This is a genomic window from Acinetobacter sedimenti (genome assembly GCF_022601685.1).
GTDB lineage: Bacteria > Pseudomonadota > Gammaproteobacteria > Pseudomonadales > Moraxellaceae > Acinetobacter > Acinetobacter sedimenti.
Genome location: NZ_JAKUML010000009.1, coordinates 68339 through 86665, shown reverse-complemented (window position 1 = coordinate 86665; position 18327 = coordinate 68339). Strand labels below are relative to the sequence as shown.

Sequence of the window (18327 nt, the reverse complement as noted above, 5' to 3'; positions counted from 1 at the left end):
GCTTAGCAAGATTTGATGACATCAAGATGAAAAGAAGAGAGCCTACAATAGGTTCTCTTCTTTTTCAAAATTTAAAAATGATGAAAGAATAAGCAGAAATAATTCATTAGAAATAAAGTGATTAACAAAATAGTCATGTATCTGTCACTTTACTGTCATATTTAAATTTCACAATAACGCTACACAAGAAGCTGACTCCTTCAATAGCTTTTTTAATCTTCAACGTATAAAGAGAGATAAGAATGCGCTTAACTCAACAAATCGGTTTAGCAATCGCTGTAGCATCGACAATGACAGTTGCTAATGCTGCACGTGACACTATCCAAATCGCTGGTTCTTCTACTGTATTGCCGTTTGCAAGTATCGTTGCAGAAGAGTTTGGTAATACATTCCCACAATACAAAACTCCTGTTGTTGGTTCAGGTGGTAGTTCAGGCGGTTTGCGTCAATTCTGTCAAGGTGTTGGTGACAACACGATCGACATCGCAAACTCTTCTCGTAAAATCAAAGATAGCGAAATCGAAAGCTGTAACAAAGCAGGCGTAACTAAAATCCAAGAAATTAAAATTGGTTATGACGGTATTGTATTTGCTTCTAACTCAAGTAAAAAAGCATTCAAATTGAAGCCATATCATGTATTTGCAGCATTGTCTGAAAAAATGCCATCTAAAGGCAAGCTGATTGCAAACCCATATACACGTTGGAATCAAATTGACAAAGCATTACCTAATGAACCAATCACATTGGTAATTCCTGCGTCTAACCACGGCACGCGTGAAGTTTTCCAAGAAAAAATGGTTACAGCAGGCTGTGAAGCATATGACTACTTCAAAGCTTTGGACAAAGATGCACGTGAGAAAGCGTGTTCAACATTCCGTAAAGACGGTCGTGTTGTTGAAATCGCTGGTGACTACACAGAAACGCTTGCTCGTTTGAAAACTTCTCCAAGTGCGGTGGGTGTATTTGGTTTGAGCTTCTATGATCAAAACCGTGACCGTCTACGTGTTGCAACTGTAAATGGCGTTACGCCTTCTGAAGCAACTGTAATCAGTGGTAAATATCCTGTATCTCGCCCACTTTACTTCTATGTAAAAGGTGAGCACCTTCAAGCAATCAAAGGTTTGCCTCAATACGTTGAGTTCTTCGTGAGCCCGAAAGTATCTGGTCCAAATTCTAAGCTCGTAAATGCTGGTTTGATTCCACTAAGCTCTTCTGAGCGTAGCAAAATCTTGGCAGACTTCAAAGCTGGTAAAACAGTAAAATAAGTCTTTCAGCAAGGAAGCTGATGATGGAACACTCTGTCATCGGCTTTTTTGTCTATTAAAAAGTAAATGAATTTGTATTATGAATTGTGGGTTTAACCCATAAAACAGCATACTTGGAGTCTCCATGAATTTATTACTGGTTGGCATTTTGCTAGCGATTATCGCAGTTGCCTATCAGATCGGTTTGACACGTAGTCGATCGATTGCTGGTAAGGGGAACAACTCAGCAATGTTGCACTCTCGTCCGGGCTACTATGGGACACTCGTCGCATTGTGGTGTGGTATCCCTGCAGCGTTATTGTTGTTTGTTTGGAATTTTGCTGAACCTTCTATTTTGCGCCATGTCGCAATGGGGGAGATTCCGCCGCAAGTATTAAGCAGTCTGTCTGGCACAGAGTTAGATGTGATTATGCGTCGTATTCAGTCGATTGCATCGGGCTTTGGCGTCACAGATACAGCACAAGCTTATGAAGTTGCCGCTGCGGAAAAATTAAGAAACTATCAAACAGTTGGGTTGATCGCTAAGTTTGCTGTTGTGATTTCTGTTGCTTTATTTGGTTTGGCGTATGCTCGCCAACGTATCTCCCAACAATACCGTGCACGTAACCAAGTTGAAAAAACCATTTCTATCGCTTTGGCATTGTGTTCAGGTATTGCGATTTTGACTACTGTCGGAATTGTCATGTCGATGTTGTCAGAAGCATTGAATTTCTTTGACTATGTCAGTCCAGTTGATTTCTTCTTGGGTACAGAGTGGAATCCAGGATTTAGTACCACTGGTTCTGCCGAAGGTAGTTATGGTTTGTTGCCGCTACTTTGGGGAACGATCATGGTCAGTATCATTGCTTTGCTTGTAGCTGTACCAGTGGGTCTGATGACAGCGATTTATTTGGCTGAATATGCCAAGCCTCGTTTTCGTGCGATCGTAAAACCGATAGTTGAGATTTTGGCGGGGATTCCGACCATTGTGTATGGTGTATTTGCGTTGATGGTCATTGGTCCATTTTTCCAAAGTGTGGGTAGCACTTTTGGTTTAAATATCAATGCGACCAGTGCATTGACCGCAGGATTTGTGATGGGAATTATGATTATTCCTTTTGTTTCCTCACTCTCAGATGACATTATCACGCAAGTACCACGTTCGCTCCGTGATGGTTCGTTAGGGCTTGGTGCAACCAAATCAGAAACGATTTTGAAAGTGGTGATGCCAGCAGCTTTACCAGGTGTTGTGGGTGCATTCTTGCTTGCCGCATCACGTGCGATTGGTGAAACCATGATCGTTGTACTTGCAGCAGGTAATAGTCCGATCTTACATGGTAATCCACTCCAAGCGGTTTCGACAGTCACGGTGACTATTGTCAATCAGTTGACTGGTGATACAGACTTTGCAAGTCCGCAATCTTTGGTGGCGTTTGCATTGGGTCTAACCCTTTTCGTGATCACTCTTGGTCTAAATATTATTGCACTGTATATCGTGCGCAAATATCGTGAGCAATACGAATGAGTACATCAAATAATCCGCCAGTGGATCAGTACCCAGAGTTTGATCCGCAAAAAGCTGCCTTAGAGCAAGCAGAGCGTCGTAAGCGCATTGAAGGCTCGTTGGCGAAACGCCATCGTAAAGAAAAAGCATTTAAATCAATGGGCTTTACGGCTGTGTTGATTGGTTTGTTCTTCGTTGTGCTGTTATTCGGTAGTATTTTAAGCCGTGGTTTGCCTGCTTTTTGGCAGTCAACGATGCAAACTGAAATCTTCTTTGATCCAACTGTGATCAATGTTAGTCCGAAACCAGTACCTCAATCAGGTGAAACACCTGCGGCATTTGAAGAACGATTCATGAACTGGCAAGGCGAGTTTGCCATGGTCGATTGGGATAGCTTATTGGTCAATAGCGTGATCGCTAAAAATCCTGAGCTTGAAAGTCGCCGTGATGATTTAGTCGCTATTTTCAGTAGCTCAGAAGGCTATCGACTTCGTGATATGGTACTTGCAGATCAGAGTTTGATTGGTCAACGCCAAGAGTTGAAATTCTTGACTTCTGCGAATGTCGATGTCTGGGTAACAGGCAAGATTGACCGTAGTCTACCTGATGAGCAACAACAGCTCAGCCCTGAAGTTCGTCAGCTTGCAGATCAGCTGAAAAATGAAGGCATTATCTATAATGGTTTTAATACCAATCTCTTTAGTAATCCAGATTCACGAAGTGCACCAGAGTTAAGTGGTTTGGCAGGTGCATTCATGGGTTCATTGTTCATGATGCTGATCGTGATTTTTATCTCGATACCAATCGGTGTAGCGAGTGCGATCTACCTTGAAGAGTTCGCAAAACAAAACTGGCTTACGGACATCATTGAAGTCAATATTAACAACCTTGCAGCAGTGCCTTCGATTGTATTTGGTTTGCTTGGTGCGGCGATTTTTATTAACTGGTTCCATTTGCCATTATCTGCACCATTAGTCGGTGGTTTAGTGTTAAGCTTGATGACCTTGCCGACGGTGATTATCACCACGCGCGCATCATTAAAAGCTGTTCCACCTTCAATTCGCCAAGCGGCACTGGGATTGGGTGCTTCAAAAGTGCAAAGCGTCTTTCATCACGTTTTGCCATTGGCACTACCAGGTATTTTGACAGGTGCAATTATTGGTGTCGCGCAAGCCCTCGGTGAGACGGCACCATTACTATTGATCGGAATGAGTGCATTCGTTGCCAGTATTCCTTCTACACCAATGGATCAAGCGACTGCCTTACCAGTTCAGATTTATCTATGGCAAGGCAATGAAATGCGTAACTTCTTTGAAGGGCGTACCGCTGCGGCGATCATCGTACTACTTGCATTGATGATCGGTCTAAACAGCCTAGCCATTTGGTTACGTAAAAAGTTTGAAGTTCGTTGGTAATTGGAGAAAAATGATGCTAACAACTGAAGTTAAAAATGTGGATACACAGGATATCAAAGTGAACAATCCAAGCACCTCACAGACTCATGACGATCAAACCCCAGCACAACACCCACGTGAAAATGCAAAGTTTGATGTAAAAAATAAAGATGAACAACAACGTCAAAATGCTGAAGTGAAAATCAGCACCAAAGATGTCCATGTTTATTATGGTGAAACTGAGGCAATCAAAGGAATTGATCTAGATATTTACCAAAATGAAGTGATTTCATTTATCGGACCATCTGGCTGTGGTAAATCAACTTTCCTTCGTACCTTAAACCGTATGAATGACACCATAGATATCTGCCGAGTAACAGGTCAAGTTAACATGGATGGTCGTGATATTTATGATCAAAACCTTGATGTGGTCTTACTTCGTGCGCAAGTCGGCATGGTGTTCCAAAAACCAAACCCATTCCCAAAATCGATTTTTGACAATGTTGCCTATGGTCCAAAGCTTCACGGTTTGGCAAAGAGCAAATATGATCTTGAAGAAATCGTTGAGAATAGCTTGCGTAAAGCAGGTCTTTGGGAAGAGGTCAAAGATCGTTTGAACCAACCAGGTACAGGTCTTTCAGGTGGTCAGCAACAACGTTTATGCATTGCACGTACCATTGCTGTGAGTCCTGAAGTGATCTTGATGGATGAGCCATGTTCTGCGCTTGATCCGATTGCAACTGCAAAAGTTGAAGAGTTAATCTCTGAACTTTCTACGCAGTACACTATTGCGATTGTGACTCACTCAATGCAACAAGCAGCACGTGTATCGAATCGTACAGCGTATTTCCACTTGGGTGATTTGATCGAAGTGAACTCGACTGAGAAAGTCTTTACGCAACCTGATCATCAGTTGACTGAAGCCTACATTACAGGTCGCTTCGGCTAAAAACGATTGTTTAATGAATCCAAAATCAGGGCTATTTCGATAGTCCTTTTTTTTTGAGTTTTTAAAGCGTGATGACTTAAGGCTTATTTGGCAATCTGATTGATTTCAACTTTTTCAAAATCATCTGCCGCAATCTGAAATAAAGCATCTAAAAATAATATTTGAAATGACCCAATACCTACGTTTTGTGCAATCATTTTTTCCTCAGCAATTTGTGCGGCTATAGCGAAATGCACATGCGCTGCAATCGCCGCCAAAGCAGGTGATTGATCTTCTTCCACTACACCAAGATAGGCTGCGCATACTGCGCCAAGCGCACAACCCATTGCAGTTACTTTGGGTTGTAGGTTTGAGCCACCTGTAATGGCAAAGATGCCAAGTGCTTTAGACAGAATATAATCAGTCATTCCTGAGATTGCGACACAATCACAAGTTCCTAAGAGTTGCTGTGCTTGATCAATCACTTGATTAGAATCAAGGGTGCTATCCACGCCTTTGCTGGAACTTTGAGCGCCTGCTAAACTTGCAATCTCTGAAGCATTGCCACGAATAATCGTTGGGTGATATTGCAATAAATCATCGACGATCTGACTGCGCCACGCCAAGATTTCGCTATAACCGACAGGATCAAGTACCCACGACGTATGCTCGGCATTGGCACTTTGCGCTGCATATTGCATTGCTAATGCTTGTTCAGGTGTTGGTGTGCCTGTATTGATGCTTAATGCACTGGCAATCCGAGCAAAATTTCCTGCTTCTTGCTTATTATCAATCATCGCAGGAGATGCACCAACAGCGAGGCAGACATTGGCGACGAAGTTATTTGCCACACTATTGGTAATGCAATGTACCAAAGGTTGTGTGTCTTGTAGTTTTTGCCAAAGTGTTTGGATGGATTGAATTATCATTTGGAATTATCTCGATATGTCAAACGTAGTTGAGGATCATATAATTACAATTCTATTATTTGTGTAATACCATATTAGTGAATAAATATTAAGAATTATCAGACCATTAACAAAAAAGCCTTTGTATCAACTACAAAGGCTTTTTTAAAATTTGGCGGAAGCGGTGAGATTCGAACTCACGGAGGACTCACACCCTCGTCGGTTTTCAAGACCGGTGCATTAAACCGCTCTGCCACGCTTCCTGTGGGCGATATATTATAAATTTTTTCTAGTCTTGGCAAATTTTTTCCATAGAAAACTGCTTAATTGGCTAAATTCAATACAATTTCTCATCTGCGAAGATCGGATTCGATTTACAATAACGCTTTCCATCGTTTCTTTTTTGGCGGTAAATATGGCGCAGCTTGAGCTTCCCGATCATTTTATTGAATTATTACAACAGATTGCCAAACAAGTGCAACAGCAACTCCCTGCGCTCAAGCAAGAGGTGGATTTTAGTGCGCCTGCGTATATATGGAAAGATCAGCAATTACTGGCAATCCATGCGCCAAAAGCCATACACCTTGATGATCTCAAAGGTATTGACCGTCAAAAAGAAAAGTTGGTGCAAAATACACAGCAATTTCTGCACGGTTTTCCTGCTAACGATGTACTTTTGACAGGGGCAAGAGGCACAGGGAAGTCATCTTTAGTTCGTGCGTTATTGACTGATTTCCAATCGCAAGGTTTGCGCATTATTGAGATTGAACGAGATGATCTGAAAGATTTACCGATCATTCGTGAGCTGATCAAAGATCGTCAGGAAAAGTACATCGTCTACTGCGATGACATGGCGTTTAATGCAGAAGATGAAAATTATCGGAGTCTAAAAAGTGCGCTAGATGGTTCCTTACAATCAGGTGCGGAAAATATTCTAATTTATGCGACTTCAAATCGTCGTCATTTACTCCCTGAATTTATGCATGAAAACACGCCAGTGCGGAAAGTCGATGTCCCGCAATATGACGAGCTACATCCACAAGAAGCGGTCGAAGAGAAGATTTCTTTATCGGATCGTTTTGGGCTGTGGTTGTCCTTTTATCCGATGGGTCAGCAGTTGTATTTAGAAGTGGTGACACATTGGCTCAGCAAGGCAGATTTAACATTGAACGATGAAACACGTGCTGAGGCACTGCGTTGGAGTCAGATGCGTGGACAGCGTTCTGGTCGTGCAGCGTACCAGTTTGCTAAGCATTGGATTGGATTGAAGCAGTTAGAAAATCAAAATATTAAAAAGTAAGTTTAAACGAATGCTTGATTCTTTTAAGAAAAAACCCCGCTTGCGAACAAACGAGGTTTTTAAAATTGAGAATTTTAATTTCAATTGAGCAGTTTCACTGATGTGAATTATTGCTCAATGATGTCTGTGCCTTTAGGTGGCGTAAAGTTAAATACGCTTTGATCAATGTTGGCATTCAGTTTGGTATTCTTAAACTTAATCGTCGTGGTCTGACCCATCGCATCTTGCAGGATCATTAGACTTGGCGCTTTGTTTTTACCAAAGCTGATCAATAGACGCTCAAACGCACCTTCATCATTCTTCGGGGTTAGACTGTAGTAAGTCTTTTTTGCATCAGGTTGGCTGACTTCATAAGCTTGCATGATTTGCTCAGCATTCCCTGATAATAGCAGTGCAGGGGTATTTGCAACTTGATCATCTAATTGCTGTTTTACCGCTTGCTCCAAATCAGGATCATAAATCCATACTGATTGACCCGTGGTGACAATGGTTTGCTCCGCAGGTTTCACGGTTTTCCAGTAAAACTTACCAGGACGTGCCACTTTCATTTGACCTGTGAAGTTTTGGTTCATGTGCTGTGGCATGGGTTGGTTTTTCTTTTGGTTGGTTTTTGGATTGGTCAGTTTGGTGCTTTGTTCAAAATCAGCTGTTAGGTTTTGAATCGCACTCAACTGTTTAACCAAGTTATTGGTTGCGACTTGAGTGGATGCCGCCGCAGCATAAGTCTGCGTTGCCATGATAGGAGAAGCGACCATTGTCGTAATGGTTAAAGCATATGCTGTTTTTTGAAATAAAGACATTTTTACTTTTCCTGTTTTAAGGTTTGTGAGCACATCTTACTGTTTTTCAAAACGAATAAAATGGAGAAAATTCTAAGTTTTGTGTAATTCCTGTGGCGAATGGTGCATTTTAGTATGTAAAAGCATACTTTATGCAAAATGAAGTTAAATGATTGCACTATTTAGCGAAAATATTGAATGTTTTGTAATTTAAATCAGTCGATGAATGCGACGCTGTGTTAATTATTTAGTCTGTTTTAGTGTAAAAATTTCCTTTAATCTCAATAGCTATGCAGATATTTACGATCAATTGCTTTGATCACAGGTGCATTCGCTATGAATCCTCGTAAGACAGTTGCTTTCACTCATCATAATGACACCAAATTTGCTGTGGGCGACTTTTATCCTGTACAGACGGTATTTTCTTATCATGAGTTGGGAGGCACGACCTCGCCATTTCTACTCTTAGACCACTTAGGTCCTGCACAGCTCGTTCCCAAATCAAATAAGCGGGGTGTGCATCAGCATCCACATCGTGGCTTTGAAACGGTGACAATCATGTATGCAGGAGAGCTTGAGCATCGAGATAGCACTGGAGCAGGTGGAAAGCTGATAAGTGGGGACGTACAGTGGATGACTGCAGGTTCTGGGATTCGGCATGTCGAGCAGTATAGTGATGCCTTTCGGGAGTCAGGTGGTCGTTTTGAAATGGTACAGCTTTGGGTCAATTTGCCTGCCAAAGACAAGATGACTGCACCACATTATCAAAGTTTAAAAAATGCTGAGATTCCCAAAGTCGATTTAGCCGATCAAAAAGGCTTTGTTCGTGTGATCGCAGGGCAATATATTGATGAAGCAGGACAGACGGTAAAAGGTATTGCGACGACATATACGCCGATGACGGTACTTGATGTGGCTTTAAATGTTTCAGGTGAAAAACTCTTACTTCCTGCAAAGCATGGTGAGACCACGTTGATTTATTTGCTATCAGGTCGATTGCAGTTTGAAGATGATGTTAAAAGTGGTTTTGAAGGTAGTGGTGTTTTAGAAGAAAATAAGATGGCGGTGCTATCAAGTCATGGCGATGATGTGGTGATCAAAGCATTACAGTCTTCTCGATTTTTATTGCTCAGAGGACAGCCTATTCTCGAACCGATTCAGGGACATGGTTTCTTTGTGATGAATAATTATGAAGAAATTCTTGAGGCGTATCATGACTTAGAGCATGGAAACTTTATTCGTTAGATTGATGTTTAGTTTGGCGAAATAATCAAGGCAAGAAAAAACCCGCTTTATGCGGGTTTTTTCTGAACTATAGAAACTTATGCAGTTTCAACAGTCACGTAGCGACGGCCAAATTGACCTTTCACTTCGAATTTGATAACGCCGTCAGCAGTAGCGAACAAAGTATGGTCACGACCCATACCTACGTTTGCACCAGCGTGGAATTCTGTACCACGTTGACGAACGATAATGTTACCAGCAGTCACAGCTTGACCACCGTACATTTTAACACCAAGCATTTTAGGGTTAGAATCACGACCATTTCGTGTCGAACCACCAGCTTTCTTGTGAGCCATTTCTTTTACTCCTCGTGATTAGCCTGCGATACCAGTAATTTTCAACTCGGTAAACCATTGACGGTGACCTTGCTGTTTACGGTAGTGCTTACGACGACGCATTTTAACGATGCGTACTTTGTCATGACGACCATGACCAACCACTTCTGCAGTGACTTTTGCGCCAGATACAACTGGAGCACCGATTTGAATGTTGTCACCATTTACAACCATCAAAACATCATCAAAAGTGATGCTTGCGCCTGTTTCAGCTTTCAACAATTCGACTTTAAGGGTTTCACCCTCAACTACACGGTGCTGTTTACCACCGCTTTGGATTACTGCGTACATAACGTACTCCACACTAGCCCGTGTCGTCGTGCCAATAAAGGGATATATCGAACTTATAACGAACGCCACTGGGGTATAAGGCGCACAATTTTACGCAATTTCTCTTCAAACAACAAGTTTTAAGCCTTGGATTTCTAGTAAAAATTGAAATATTTGTAGAAAAAAGGGGAGTTTTAGCGCTTTGGTACAATCCATACGCCAATCTCAACTTTTAGAAAAGTATGAATATTACACTAAGTATTGAATTAATTTATATTTTGGCAATTTTGGTTGGCTACGCCAACCAAAATTGCGTATGGGCTTTGGGGCTTCGCCCCAAAAGCCCCCCTTGCCGAACTGCCGAAGGCAGTGAGGCAAGGTTAGGATTGTTTTTACAAAATATGAATGTAATTTATATCTAAATATCATATGGATAAAGGTAAATTTGTAGTATCTAGATCATAAAAAAATTGAGATTAGCGTACTTTACTTAAATTTCTGTATTAGTTTGCTGAGTACGACTTGTTGTTTGTATTTGATTTGGTTGCATATTTGTTGGTAGCTACTTGCAAGTTCATTGAACTTTCATGAAAATAGCAGAAATTGTATGTGCTCGTACGATGTATTGTTGAAACTATTTAATTTTGTTGTTTGTTTGGTTATTGAATTTTAGTTTGGGTATTGTAGTTGATTCATCTTCCACATTTTCAATAATTCTAGGCTTTTAATTTTACGTTCTTAATTCTGAAATTTTAATTGAAGCCTTTCAATTTTAAGGCTGATTGAAAATCAAAAAATGAGATTCGGGAAAATCAAAATTGAAGTTTTCACCTGTCATTTTGCTGTATAAATATTTAGAGGTTTTGTCTGGATGAGTATTGATTTTAAACAGGATGTTCTTGCGCCAGTGGCCGAAGATTTTGCTGCGATGGATCAATTTATCAATGAAGGTATTACTTCAAAAGTCGGCTTAGTCATGGCGGTGAGCAAGCATGTCGTTGAGGCGGGTGGTAAGCGCATGCGTCCGATCATGTGTCTGCTTGCTGCACATGCCTGCGGTCAAAAAGAAATGATACATTCACGCCATCTTGCAGCAGTGATTGAGATGCTTCACACCGCAACACTCGTCCACGATGATGTGGTGGATGAGTCAGGATTACGTCGTGGTCGCCCAACGGCAAATGCGACTTGGGACAATCAAACGGCGGTATTGGTCGGCGATTTTTTGATTGCCCGGGCTTTTGATTTGTTGGTGAATTTAAAGAATTTTGATCTGCTCAAAGACTTTTCATCAGGAACCTGTGAGATCGCAGAAGGTGAAGTTTTGCAATTACAATCGCAACACCAACCTGATACCACTGAAGACACTTATTTAAAAATTATTCACGGTAAAACATCACGATTGTTCGAACTTGCGACTGAAGGCGCAGCGATTCTAGCGGGTACTGAGCAATATCGTCAGCCACTGCGTGATTATGCAGGGCATTTTGGCAATGCCTTTCAGATCGTCGATGATGTGCTTGATTATATTTCTGATGCAGAAACGTTAGGTAAAAATATCGGTGATGACCTGATGGAGGGCAAACCCACTTTGCCACTCATCGCTGCGATGAAGATGACTGAGCAAGGTTCAGATGCGTACAAAATTGTACATAAAAGTATTGCCACAGGCGGGACGGATCAGCTTGAGCAAGTGATTGAGATTGTCAAAACATCAGGTGCTTTGGACTATTGCATGCAACGTGCCAAGCAAGAAACTGATGCAGCACTACAATCTTTACAAGCCTTGCCACAATCTGTTTATCGTGATGCCTTGGCGAATTTAGCCAAGTTGGCTTTAGACCGCATTCAATGATTAATTTTGGTAAAGACTGAACTGAGGACGATTGATGCATATTCAATTGCAAGACTTATTGATCGAGATGCAGGCGCAGATTGATGAAGATCGCTTAGACCTTCAGCTGTTAGTGCGTCTTGTTGATCGTCTACGTCCAAGTGATGCCGAAGATCAGAGCGAAATTAATAAAAGAATCAAAGCATTTATTCGTGCGTTGATCATGACACCGACTGCACCTGATATCGTACAGCGTTATGTGTTGCGACTACTTAATCAATATAAACAAGTCAGCCTATATGTCGAAAGTGGCATTTTAGGGTCAGAAGGGTTTAATACGCAGTTATCACAGCGTATCGGTGCACATTTCCTTCCTTTAGTGAAAGATGAGTCTGAGCTAAAAGACCTTGTTGGAAAAGTTTTTTATAAAAAAAGCGACCGTCACTGGCTCGATAATATTCAAACAGAAGATTGGCAACAGGTTTTTCGCTTACTCAGCCAGTCCAATTCCAATCAAGGCAATAAGCATCGCATTCGTATGCAAATGATCAATGCGATCATGATTTTATCTTATCGTATCAGTGCGATCGGTTTGCATTCCGAGTTTACTCATGCTTATCCCGAGATTGATGAATTTGAATCACCATTTCTCAATCAAAACAGAGAAATCGTCGAGTTTATCGAAACCTATAAAAAGTACGAAGCACAATACGATACAGCATCGGTGATGCCTGTACCTGACCCAGATCAGGCTTTGGTGATGCTTGATCAATGTCGTGACATCATGCAGCGTGTACGTCGTGCGACCAAGCGTATTGGTGTAAGTTTAAATCTTACTTATTTAATAGCACTGCTTGAGCAATGTTTACATCGTATTGAGATTTTATTGCACGTTGTGACTGATGAAGATAAGGCACAACAAGCTGCGATTATGGAGATGCTCCGTAATATCACTTATGCGCATTATAGCGACCAAAGTGTACGCTCATTACTCACCACCAATACCGAATTGATTGCGCTACAAGTCACCGAAAATGCCAGTCGTACTGGTGAACATTATGTAAGTACCGATAAAAAAGGTTACTTCGAAATGTATTTTTCTGCGGCAGGTGCAGGGGCGATCATTGCCATTATGGCGACGCTAAAGATACTTTCTGCACGATTGACTTTAGCACCACTGATGCAAGCCATTGTTTATAGTTTGAACTATGGGTTGGGCTTTGTTTTTATCCATATCATGCACTTTACTGTTGCGACCAAACAACCTGCGATGACGGCAGCCGCTTTGGCAGCGACGATTCAGCAGAAAAAAGGTACGAAAAATGCGCATATGGCAGAGCTTGCTGCGCTGATTATTAATATTATTCGTACCCAATTCATAGCGATACTTGGCAATATTTCGATTGCGATACCTGTGGCAGCGATGATTGCATTTAGCTGGGACATCGTATTCGGTGAAGAGCTCATGAATCATGCCAAGGCAAGTCATGTCTTGCATGATCTCAATCCATTTACTTCGCTTGCGATTCCGCATGCGGCGATTGCAGGTGTGTGTTTATTTTTCTCAGGATTAATCGCAGGCTACTATGACAATATGGCGATTTATCGTCAGATTGGTCCACGTATCAAAGCCCATCCAAAACTAAAAAAACTATTTTCAAAAAATCGCCTTGAACGAATTGCCAACTATGTTGAGCAAAATCTTGGCGCAATAATGGGTAATTTTTTATTCGGTGTGATGCTAGGCAGTATGGGGACGATTGGTTTTATTCTCGGATTGCCACTGGATATTCGACATATTGCTTTTGCATCGGCGAACTTTATTCAAGGGCTAATGAATATCAATGGCTCACCTGATATTGGATTGATCGTGGTGTCATTTTTAGGTGTATTACTGATTGGTCTAACCAACTTATTTGTCAGTTTTAGCTTAACGATCTTTGTGGCATTACGTGCACGCAGTGTCCGTGTACAAGAGTGGCGTCCACTATTTAAGCTGATTGCCACGCATTTTGTGACGCGTCCGAGTGAGTTTTTTTGGCCACCAAAACAGCCATTACAGATTGATGAAGAAGAAGCCAAAGAGGCAAGAAGCTGATTTTTTTCTAATGTGAATGTGTTGTTCATTCCTGCGCTATTTTATTGAATATGTTTTATTACAAACGCTTTATTGCAAAAATGATCACGACTTTTATTCAAGTGAGCATAGATTTTCGCTGACTTATTTTGCACAATGATGTGAGATGTAGTGCATACATCAGAAAAACAAATACAGTTGTAGTATTAAGGATAAGCTATGAAATTTTGGTCAACCAATACCAGTCAAGTGACCGACGATTTAGCCTCAGTGACCGATATTGCTGATGAAGCAAATATTGAACTGGCAGGAATGACAGAAAAGCAGAAACAAAACATATGGCGTGCGGTTGAAGCACTGTATCAGACAGGCAATCATCCACAAGTCTCGCTCTGCCTACGCCGCAAAGGGCAGATCGTATTTAATCGAAGTATTGGCTTTGCAGATGGTAATGGTCCTGAAGATCAGCCTTTTGCAGAAAAGCGTTTGGCGAAAACCAACACACCTGTCTGTTTATTTTCCGCATCAAAACTAGTCACGGCAATGCTTGTGCATATGCTCGATGAAGAAGGTGTGATCAATCTACTGGATCCGATTAGTTACTATATTCCTGAATATGCAAAGCATGGCAAACGACATACGACGATTTTCCATTTACTGTCACATCGTGGCGGAATCCCACGTGTAGAAGGCAAAATCGAACCTGAAACCTTATTTGATAAACAACAGATTTTACAGCTACTTTATGACGCCAAGCCGATGTCGGTATCAGGGTCAAAACTCGCCTATCATGCGGTGACAGCAGGCTATATATTGGGTGAAGTGTTAGAACGAGTGACGCAGAAACCATTAACGCAGTTGTTGCAGGAGCGTATCAGTGACCCGATGGGGATGCGCTGTTTTAACTACGGACTTGCACCTGAGTTTCGTGGTGAAGTGGCGAAGAACTATGCCACAGGCTTCTTTGCCAAAATGGGTACAGATCAATATTTGCATCATGTCTTAGGTGCAGATTTGGACACGACGGTCAATATTACCAATGATTCACGCTTTATGGATACGATTAGTCCTGCGGCAAATATTTATACCAGTGCTGAGGAAATCGGTCGATTCTTTGAAATGCTACTCGATGGCGGTCGTTATCAAGACAAGCAGATTTTGACACCTGAAACAGTCTTCCGTGCAACATTACCAACCTCGGGCTATGTGATGGATCAATCGCTTTTGATTCCGATGCGTTATGCACTTGGACCGATGCTTGGTGGTGATCCAGTGGGAATCTTTGGACCAATGACAGGGCAGGCTTTTGGTCATATTGGTTTTTCAAATATTCTATGTTGGGCTGATCCAAAGCGTGATATTAGTGTTTCACTACTCACGACAGGTAAATCTGTAGTGGGAACGCATATTCCAAGTCTCGCCAAAGTCTTGTACCAAATCTCAAAACAATGTCCAAGAGTGGAGCGTGATCAACGTCGTTCGCTGTTTGGTTCAGATCAAGAAAAATCTGAAAAGATTTAATCAAAATAAGCAAGACAAAACTAAAAATCCCACCGTTATTTCTAGCGATGGGATTATTTAAAGTAGTTTAAAACGACTAGAGCTGAGCCAACTCATTACTTTTAATATGTTCCATATAAACACGGATGCGCTTCACATATTGTACTGCTTGGCGGTAACGACCATTGGCACGTTGATTACGCTCAAGATAGTTGTAAACATTGACCCATTGATCAGGGTTCTTACCTTGACGTTCAAGACGTTTACGAATCGAGCGAACTGTACCAGGCCCCATATTGTAGGCAACCAAAGCATACCAGTTACGATCTGGATACGGGATGTGATCATATTCATCCAGCATCAGTTGCATATATTTTGCACCACCTTGGATGCTCTGGGTCGCATCTGTGCGATCCTTAACACCCATTGCTCGAGCTGTGCTACTGGTCAGCATCATTACGCCACGAACACCTGTCGGTGACACCGAATCAGGACGTAAGTAAGACTCTTGATAGCCAATCGCTGCAAGGAAGTGCCAATCTAAATCGTGCTTTTTTGCAGACTGTTTGAATGACGCTTGATATATTGGAAGACGTTTTTGTAAGTCTTTATCAACCTTGACCATGTCGCTTTCTTTGACATAGTTGCGATCATAAAATGATGCAAGCTGTTGAATTGTACCTGTATTTTTGTTTTGGCACAGATGACCTGTTGCAGTCAAAGCCAATGGATCTTCAGCAGATTTAAACACCCAAGAAAAGTTGGTATCTAAGCCGTATTTTTCAAGGATAGGCTGTGCACCACAGCTTCCTTCGACTGCTGTTAACTTTGCATTTTCAATTGCAGCAATACTGGCGGTGCTGAGTGCAAATTCGGCTTTGCCTTGTTTAACCCAACGTAGTGCAGTGGCATTGTCTTTTACAGTTTTTAAATCAAGACGCAAATCCATGCTTTTTGCATAACTACGCGCAAGATCATAGCCAAAGCCGTGCGTGAAACCATCTTGTTGGAATACAGTCGTTGGACCTTGAACGGCAACAACAGTAAGGGTATTGCTTGGTTTGAGATCTTGTTTGACCTGATGACCTTGAGAAACATTTAGGCTTAAAGGTGCGATGGCAGCGAACAAGATAGTCGCTTTAAGATATGGTCGAGAGTTAAGATATTTGAGGCAGAGCCTCGATCGAGAAAGCTGACGATTTTGCTTCATGATATCTCCGCAGTAATGCTATTCACTGTGGCAAACACCTAGATTCATAATAGAATGGGCAATCAAATGAGATTATAAAAGGCTGTTTGCGACAAACGTATTTGAACGTTTGGTAATTAACTAAATTGGTTAGCTGAATGATCTAGCTAAACGAGCCGAAGCATTAAATGAAAAGCTTGGCATTGCATATAAAAATAGGTTTGTGCAGCGAAATAACAAAAAAGAATAAATATCGTACAGATATATTGCAAAAACCTAACGTGGTGGCGCATTTTATCCAAATAAACGATCGTAGTCAAATAACTGAGATTTCAATCACACAATGATAACTAATGTGTTGAAATTGTGAAGAATAAAAATTCAACAATAGGAGCGTTTCGACGAAAATAGAGTGTATGAAAACTGACCAATCATCGGTGGATAAAATAAAATTTGCATGGCAAACTTTCAAATTATTCAAGAAATACTGACTTTTTATGCAAAAAAAACTGCTTACCGCTGAAGGCTATACACGCTTACACAATGAATTAAATCATCTGCTTCGCACAGAACGTCCAGAGATAACCAAAATCGTATCTTGGGCGGCTAGTCTTGGCGATCGGTCGGAAAATGCAGATTACACCTATAACAAACGTCGCCTACGTGAAATTGATCGACGGATTAGATTCCTCACCAAGTTATTTGAAGTCGCTCAAAAAGTTGAATATCACCCAGACCAAGCAGGGAAAGTCTATTTTGGCGCATGGGTTGAGCTTGAAAATGATGAAGGGCAACAGGTGAAGTTTCGCATCGTTGGTGATGAAGAAATCTATGGCAATCAGGATTACATTTCATTGCAAGCACCGGTGGCAAAAGCCTGTCTAGGCAAAGCGGTGGATGATGAGGTGGTCGTGCATACACCCAATGGCAAAAAGACGTGGTACGTGCTCAAAATCAAATATATTCAAGATGCTGAAAATTAGCCGATAATTATTTGTACTCATTTATAGTTTTAACTTAGGACTTTAACTCTGGAATCTCGGCACCGTAGTCAAAGCGTTCTTTCCAGTTGCACACATCAGACACAATACATTCGCCACATTTCGGTTTACGGGCGATACAGCAATAACGACCATGCAAAATCAACCAATGATGCGCATCAATGATGAACTCGGACGGAATACGTTTGAGCAGTTGTTGTTCAATCTCTAATACATCTTTGCCTTTAGCCAAACCAGTGCGGTTGCCTAGCCGAAAAATATGGGTATCCACCGCCATCGTCGGCTGACCAAAGGCGGTATTTAATACGACATTAGCAGTTTTACGACCAACACCAGGCAGGGCTTCGAGCTGTTCACGTTGCTGTGGGATTTCACCGCCATATTGTTCAATCAGAATATGACAGGTTTTAATGACATTCTCAGCTTTGGAATTAAATAAGCCAATGGTTTTGATATAACTTTTGAGCTTTTCCACGCCAAGCGCATACATGCTGTGTGCATCTGGCGCATCTTGGAAAAGTTGATCAGTAGCTTTATTCACGCTGACATCGGTGGCTTGCGCAGAGAGCAAAACAGCGATTAACAATTGAAAAGGTGAGCCATAGTTCAGTTCGGTTTCAGGATTTGGGCGTTGTTCACGTAGGCGCTCGAAAAAAGTTTGAATTTGCGCCTTAGTCATGGCTTTGCTGTTAGAAGGCTTTTTCTCGACGCCTTTTTTCTCAGTTGATTTTTTTCCAGTTTTAGCTTTGACCTTTTTCGTTGTTACTGTTCTGGTTTTTA

At 41.5% G+C, this 18327-nt stretch carries 15 protein-coding genes, 1 tRNA gene and 1 pseudogene; 10 read left to right on the top strand and 7 right to left on the bottom strand.

Going from position 1 to position 18327, the window contains the following annotated elements:
• The first annotated feature begins 242 nt into the window (after positions 1 to 242).
• From MKI79_RS07160 to pstB, 4 genes and pseudogenes are all read left to right on the top strand, one after another.
• On the top strand, positions 243 to 1265 hold the full coding sequence (locus MKI79_RS07160) for a substrate-binding domain-containing protein (RefSeq protein ID WP_241571421.1): 1023 nt from the start codon (positions 243 to 245) through the stop codon (positions 1263 to 1265).
• 124 nt (positions 1266 to 1389) lie between these two features.
• Positions 1390 to 2769, top strand: coding sequence for a phosphate ABC transporter permease subunit PstC (gene pstC, locus MKI79_RS07155; RefSeq protein WP_241571419.1), 1380 nt, complete (start codon positions 1390 to 1392; stop codon positions 2767 to 2769).
• Positions 2766 to 4163: a phosphate ABC transporter permease PstA gene (gene pstA, locus MKI79_RS07150; RefSeq protein WP_241571418.1), complete on the top strand. Its 1398-nt coding sequence runs from the start codon at positions 2766 to 2768 to the stop codon at positions 4161 to 4163. The genes pstC and pstA overlap by 4 nt, the downstream gene beginning before the upstream one ends.
• A 172-nt stretch (positions 4164 to 4335) precedes the next feature.
• A pseudogene (pstB, locus tag MKI79_RS07145) lies at positions 4336 to 5091 on the top strand (phosphate ABC transporter ATP-binding protein PstB); the annotation flags it as partial.
• 83 nt (positions 5092 to 5174) lie between these two features.
• Here pstB and thiM read toward each other — a convergent pair.
• On the bottom strand, positions 5175 to 5999 hold the full coding sequence (gene thiM, locus MKI79_RS07140) for a hydroxyethylthiazole kinase (protein WP_241571416.1): 825 nt from the start codon (positions 5997 to 5999) through the stop codon (positions 5175 to 5177).
• A 152-nt stretch (positions 6000 to 6151) separates the two neighbouring features.
• Positions 6152 to 6241 (bottom strand) — tRNA-Ser (locus MKI79_RS07135).
• A gap of 152 nt (positions 6242 to 6393) precedes the next feature.
• Between MKI79_RS07135 and MKI79_RS07130 the strand changes: the two genes are divergently transcribed.
• Positions 6394 to 7278 carry an ATP-binding protein gene (locus MKI79_RS07130; RefSeq protein WP_241571414.1) on the top strand — a complete coding sequence of 295 codons (885 nt, stop codon included), beginning with the start codon at positions 6394 to 6396 and terminating at the stop codon, positions 7276 to 7278.
• 107 nt (positions 7279 to 7385) lie between these two features.
• On the opposite strand, the gene lolA is transcribed toward MKI79_RS07130, so the two are convergent.
• Complete coding sequence (lolA, locus tag MKI79_RS07125; protein WP_241571412.1) at positions 7386 to 8078, bottom strand: outer membrane lipoprotein chaperone LolA; 693 nt, start codon at positions 8076 to 8078, stop codon at positions 7386 to 7388.
• 315 nt (positions 8079 to 8393) lie between these two features.
• Between lolA and MKI79_RS07120 the strand changes: the two genes are divergently transcribed.
• Positions 8394 to 9302 carry a pirin family protein gene (locus MKI79_RS07120; protein ID WP_241571411.1) on the top strand — a complete coding sequence of 303 codons (909 nt, stop codon included), beginning with the start codon at positions 8394 to 8396 and terminating at the stop codon, positions 9300 to 9302.
• Between the two features lie 77 nt (positions 9303 to 9379).
• Here MKI79_RS07120 and rpmA read toward each other — a convergent pair whose 3' ends face one another.
• Complete coding sequence (gene rpmA / locus MKI79_RS07115) at positions 9380 to 9637, bottom strand: 50S ribosomal protein L27 (RefSeq protein ID WP_092615635.1); 258 nt, start codon at positions 9635 to 9637, stop codon at positions 9380 to 9382.
• An 18-nt stretch (positions 9638 to 9655) separates the two neighbouring features.
• The gene (rplU, locus tag MKI79_RS07110) at positions 9656 to 9967 is read right to left on the bottom strand and encodes a 50S ribosomal protein L21 (RefSeq protein WP_241571408.1); all 312 of its coding nucleotides are present in this window, start codon (positions 9965 to 9967) and stop codon (positions 9656 to 9658) included.
• Positions 9968 to 10817: 850 nt separating this feature from the next.
• On the opposite strand from rplU, the gene sdsA reads away from it, so the two are divergent.
• From sdsA to MKI79_RS07095, 3 genes are all read left to right on the top strand, one after another.
• Positions 10818 to 11801, top strand: a complete 984-nt coding sequence (gene sdsA / locus MKI79_RS07105) for an All-trans-nonaprenyl-diphosphate synthase (protein ID WP_241571406.1) — start codon at positions 10818 to 10820, stop codon at positions 11799 to 11801.
• A gap of 34 nt (positions 11802 to 11835) precedes the next feature.
• Positions 11836 to 13878, top strand: a complete 2043-nt coding sequence (locus MKI79_RS07100) for a site-specific recombinase (protein ID WP_241571404.1) — start codon at positions 11836 to 11838, stop codon at positions 13876 to 13878.
• A 198-nt stretch (positions 13879 to 14076) separates the two neighbouring features.
• Positions 14077 to 15378 carry a serine hydrolase domain-containing protein gene (locus MKI79_RS07095; protein WP_241571402.1) on the top strand — a complete coding sequence of 434 codons (1302 nt, stop codon included), beginning with the start codon at positions 14077 to 14079 and terminating at the stop codon, positions 15376 to 15378.
• Positions 15379 to 15454: 76 nt separating this feature from the next.
• Here MKI79_RS07095 and MKI79_RS07090 read toward each other — a convergent pair whose 3' ends face one another.
• Positions 15455 to 16567: a transglycosylase SLT domain-containing protein gene (locus MKI79_RS07090; protein ID WP_322111814.1), complete on the bottom strand. Its 1113-nt coding sequence runs from the start codon at positions 16565 to 16567 to the stop codon at positions 15455 to 15457.
• A gap of 476 nt (positions 16568 to 17043) precedes the next feature.
• Here MKI79_RS07090 and greB point away from each other — a divergent pair, with 476 nt between their 5' ends.
• Positions 17044 to 17529, top strand: a complete 486-nt coding sequence (gene greB, locus MKI79_RS07085) for a transcription elongation factor GreB (protein ID WP_241571399.1) — start codon at positions 17044 to 17046, stop codon at positions 17527 to 17529.
• A gap of 34 nt (positions 17530 to 17563) precedes the next feature.
• Here the strand turns inward: greB and nth are convergent, their stop codons facing one another.
• A complete protein-coding gene (gene nth, locus MKI79_RS07080; RefSeq protein WP_241571478.1) occupies positions 17564 to 18226 on the bottom strand; it encodes an endonuclease III in 663 nt (220 codons plus the stop codon).
• Between the last annotated feature and the right edge of the window lie 101 nt (positions 18227 to 18327).

Excerpts from the sequence above, each read along its gene's own strand:
- rplU (WP_241571408.1), bottom strand. The coding sequence starts at position 9,967 with ATGTACGCAGTAATCCAAAGCGGTGGTAAACAGCACCGTGTAGTTGAG.
- pstA (WP_241571418.1), top strand. The coding sequence starts at position 2,766 with ATGAGTACATCAAATAATCCGCCAGTGGATCAGTACCCAGAGTTTGAT.
- thiM (WP_241571416.1), bottom strand. The coding sequence starts at position 5,999 with ATGATAATTCAATCCATCCAAACACTTTGGCAAAAACTACAAGACACA.
- rpmA (WP_092615635.1), bottom strand. The coding sequence starts at position 9,637 with ATGGCTCACAAGAAAGCTGGTGGTTCGACACGAAATGGTCGTGATTCT.
- lolA (WP_241571412.1), bottom strand. The coding sequence starts at position 8,078 with ATGTCTTTATTTCAAAAAACAGCATATGCTTTAACCATTACGACAATG.
- MKI79_RS07130 (WP_241571414.1), top strand. The coding sequence starts at position 6,394 with ATGGCGCAGCTTGAGCTTCCCGATCATTTTATTGAATTATTACAACAG.
- MKI79_RS07100 (WP_241571404.1), top strand. The coding sequence starts at position 11,836 with ATGCATATTCAATTGCAAGACTTATTGATCGAGATGCAGGCGCAGATT.
- pstC (WP_241571419.1), top strand. The coding sequence starts at position 1,390 with ATGAATTTATTACTGGTTGGCATTTTGCTAGCGATTATCGCAGTTGCC.
- nth (WP_241571478.1), bottom strand. The coding sequence starts at position 18,226 with ATGACTAAGGCGCAAATTCAAACTTTTTTCGAGCGCCTACGTGAACAA.
- sdsA (WP_241571406.1), top strand. The coding sequence starts at position 10,818 with ATGAGTATTGATTTTAAACAGGATGTTCTTGCGCCAGTGGCCGAAGAT.
- MKI79_RS07090 (WP_322111814.1), bottom strand. The coding sequence starts at position 16,567 with ATGAAGCAAAATCGTCAGCTTTCTCGATCGAGGCTCTGCCTCAAATAT.
- greB (WP_241571399.1), top strand. The coding sequence starts at position 17,044 with ATGCAAAAAAAACTGCTTACCGCTGAAGGCTATACACGCTTACACAAT.
- MKI79_RS07160 (WP_241571421.1), top strand. The coding sequence starts at position 243 with ATGCGCTTAACTCAACAAATCGGTTTAGCAATCGCTGTAGCATCGACA.
- MKI79_RS07120 (WP_241571411.1), top strand. The coding sequence starts at position 8,394 with ATGAATCCTCGTAAGACAGTTGCTTTCACTCATCATAATGACACCAAA.
- MKI79_RS07095 (WP_241571402.1), top strand. The coding sequence starts at position 14,077 with ATGAAATTTTGGTCAACCAATACCAGTCAAGTGACCGACGATTTAGCC.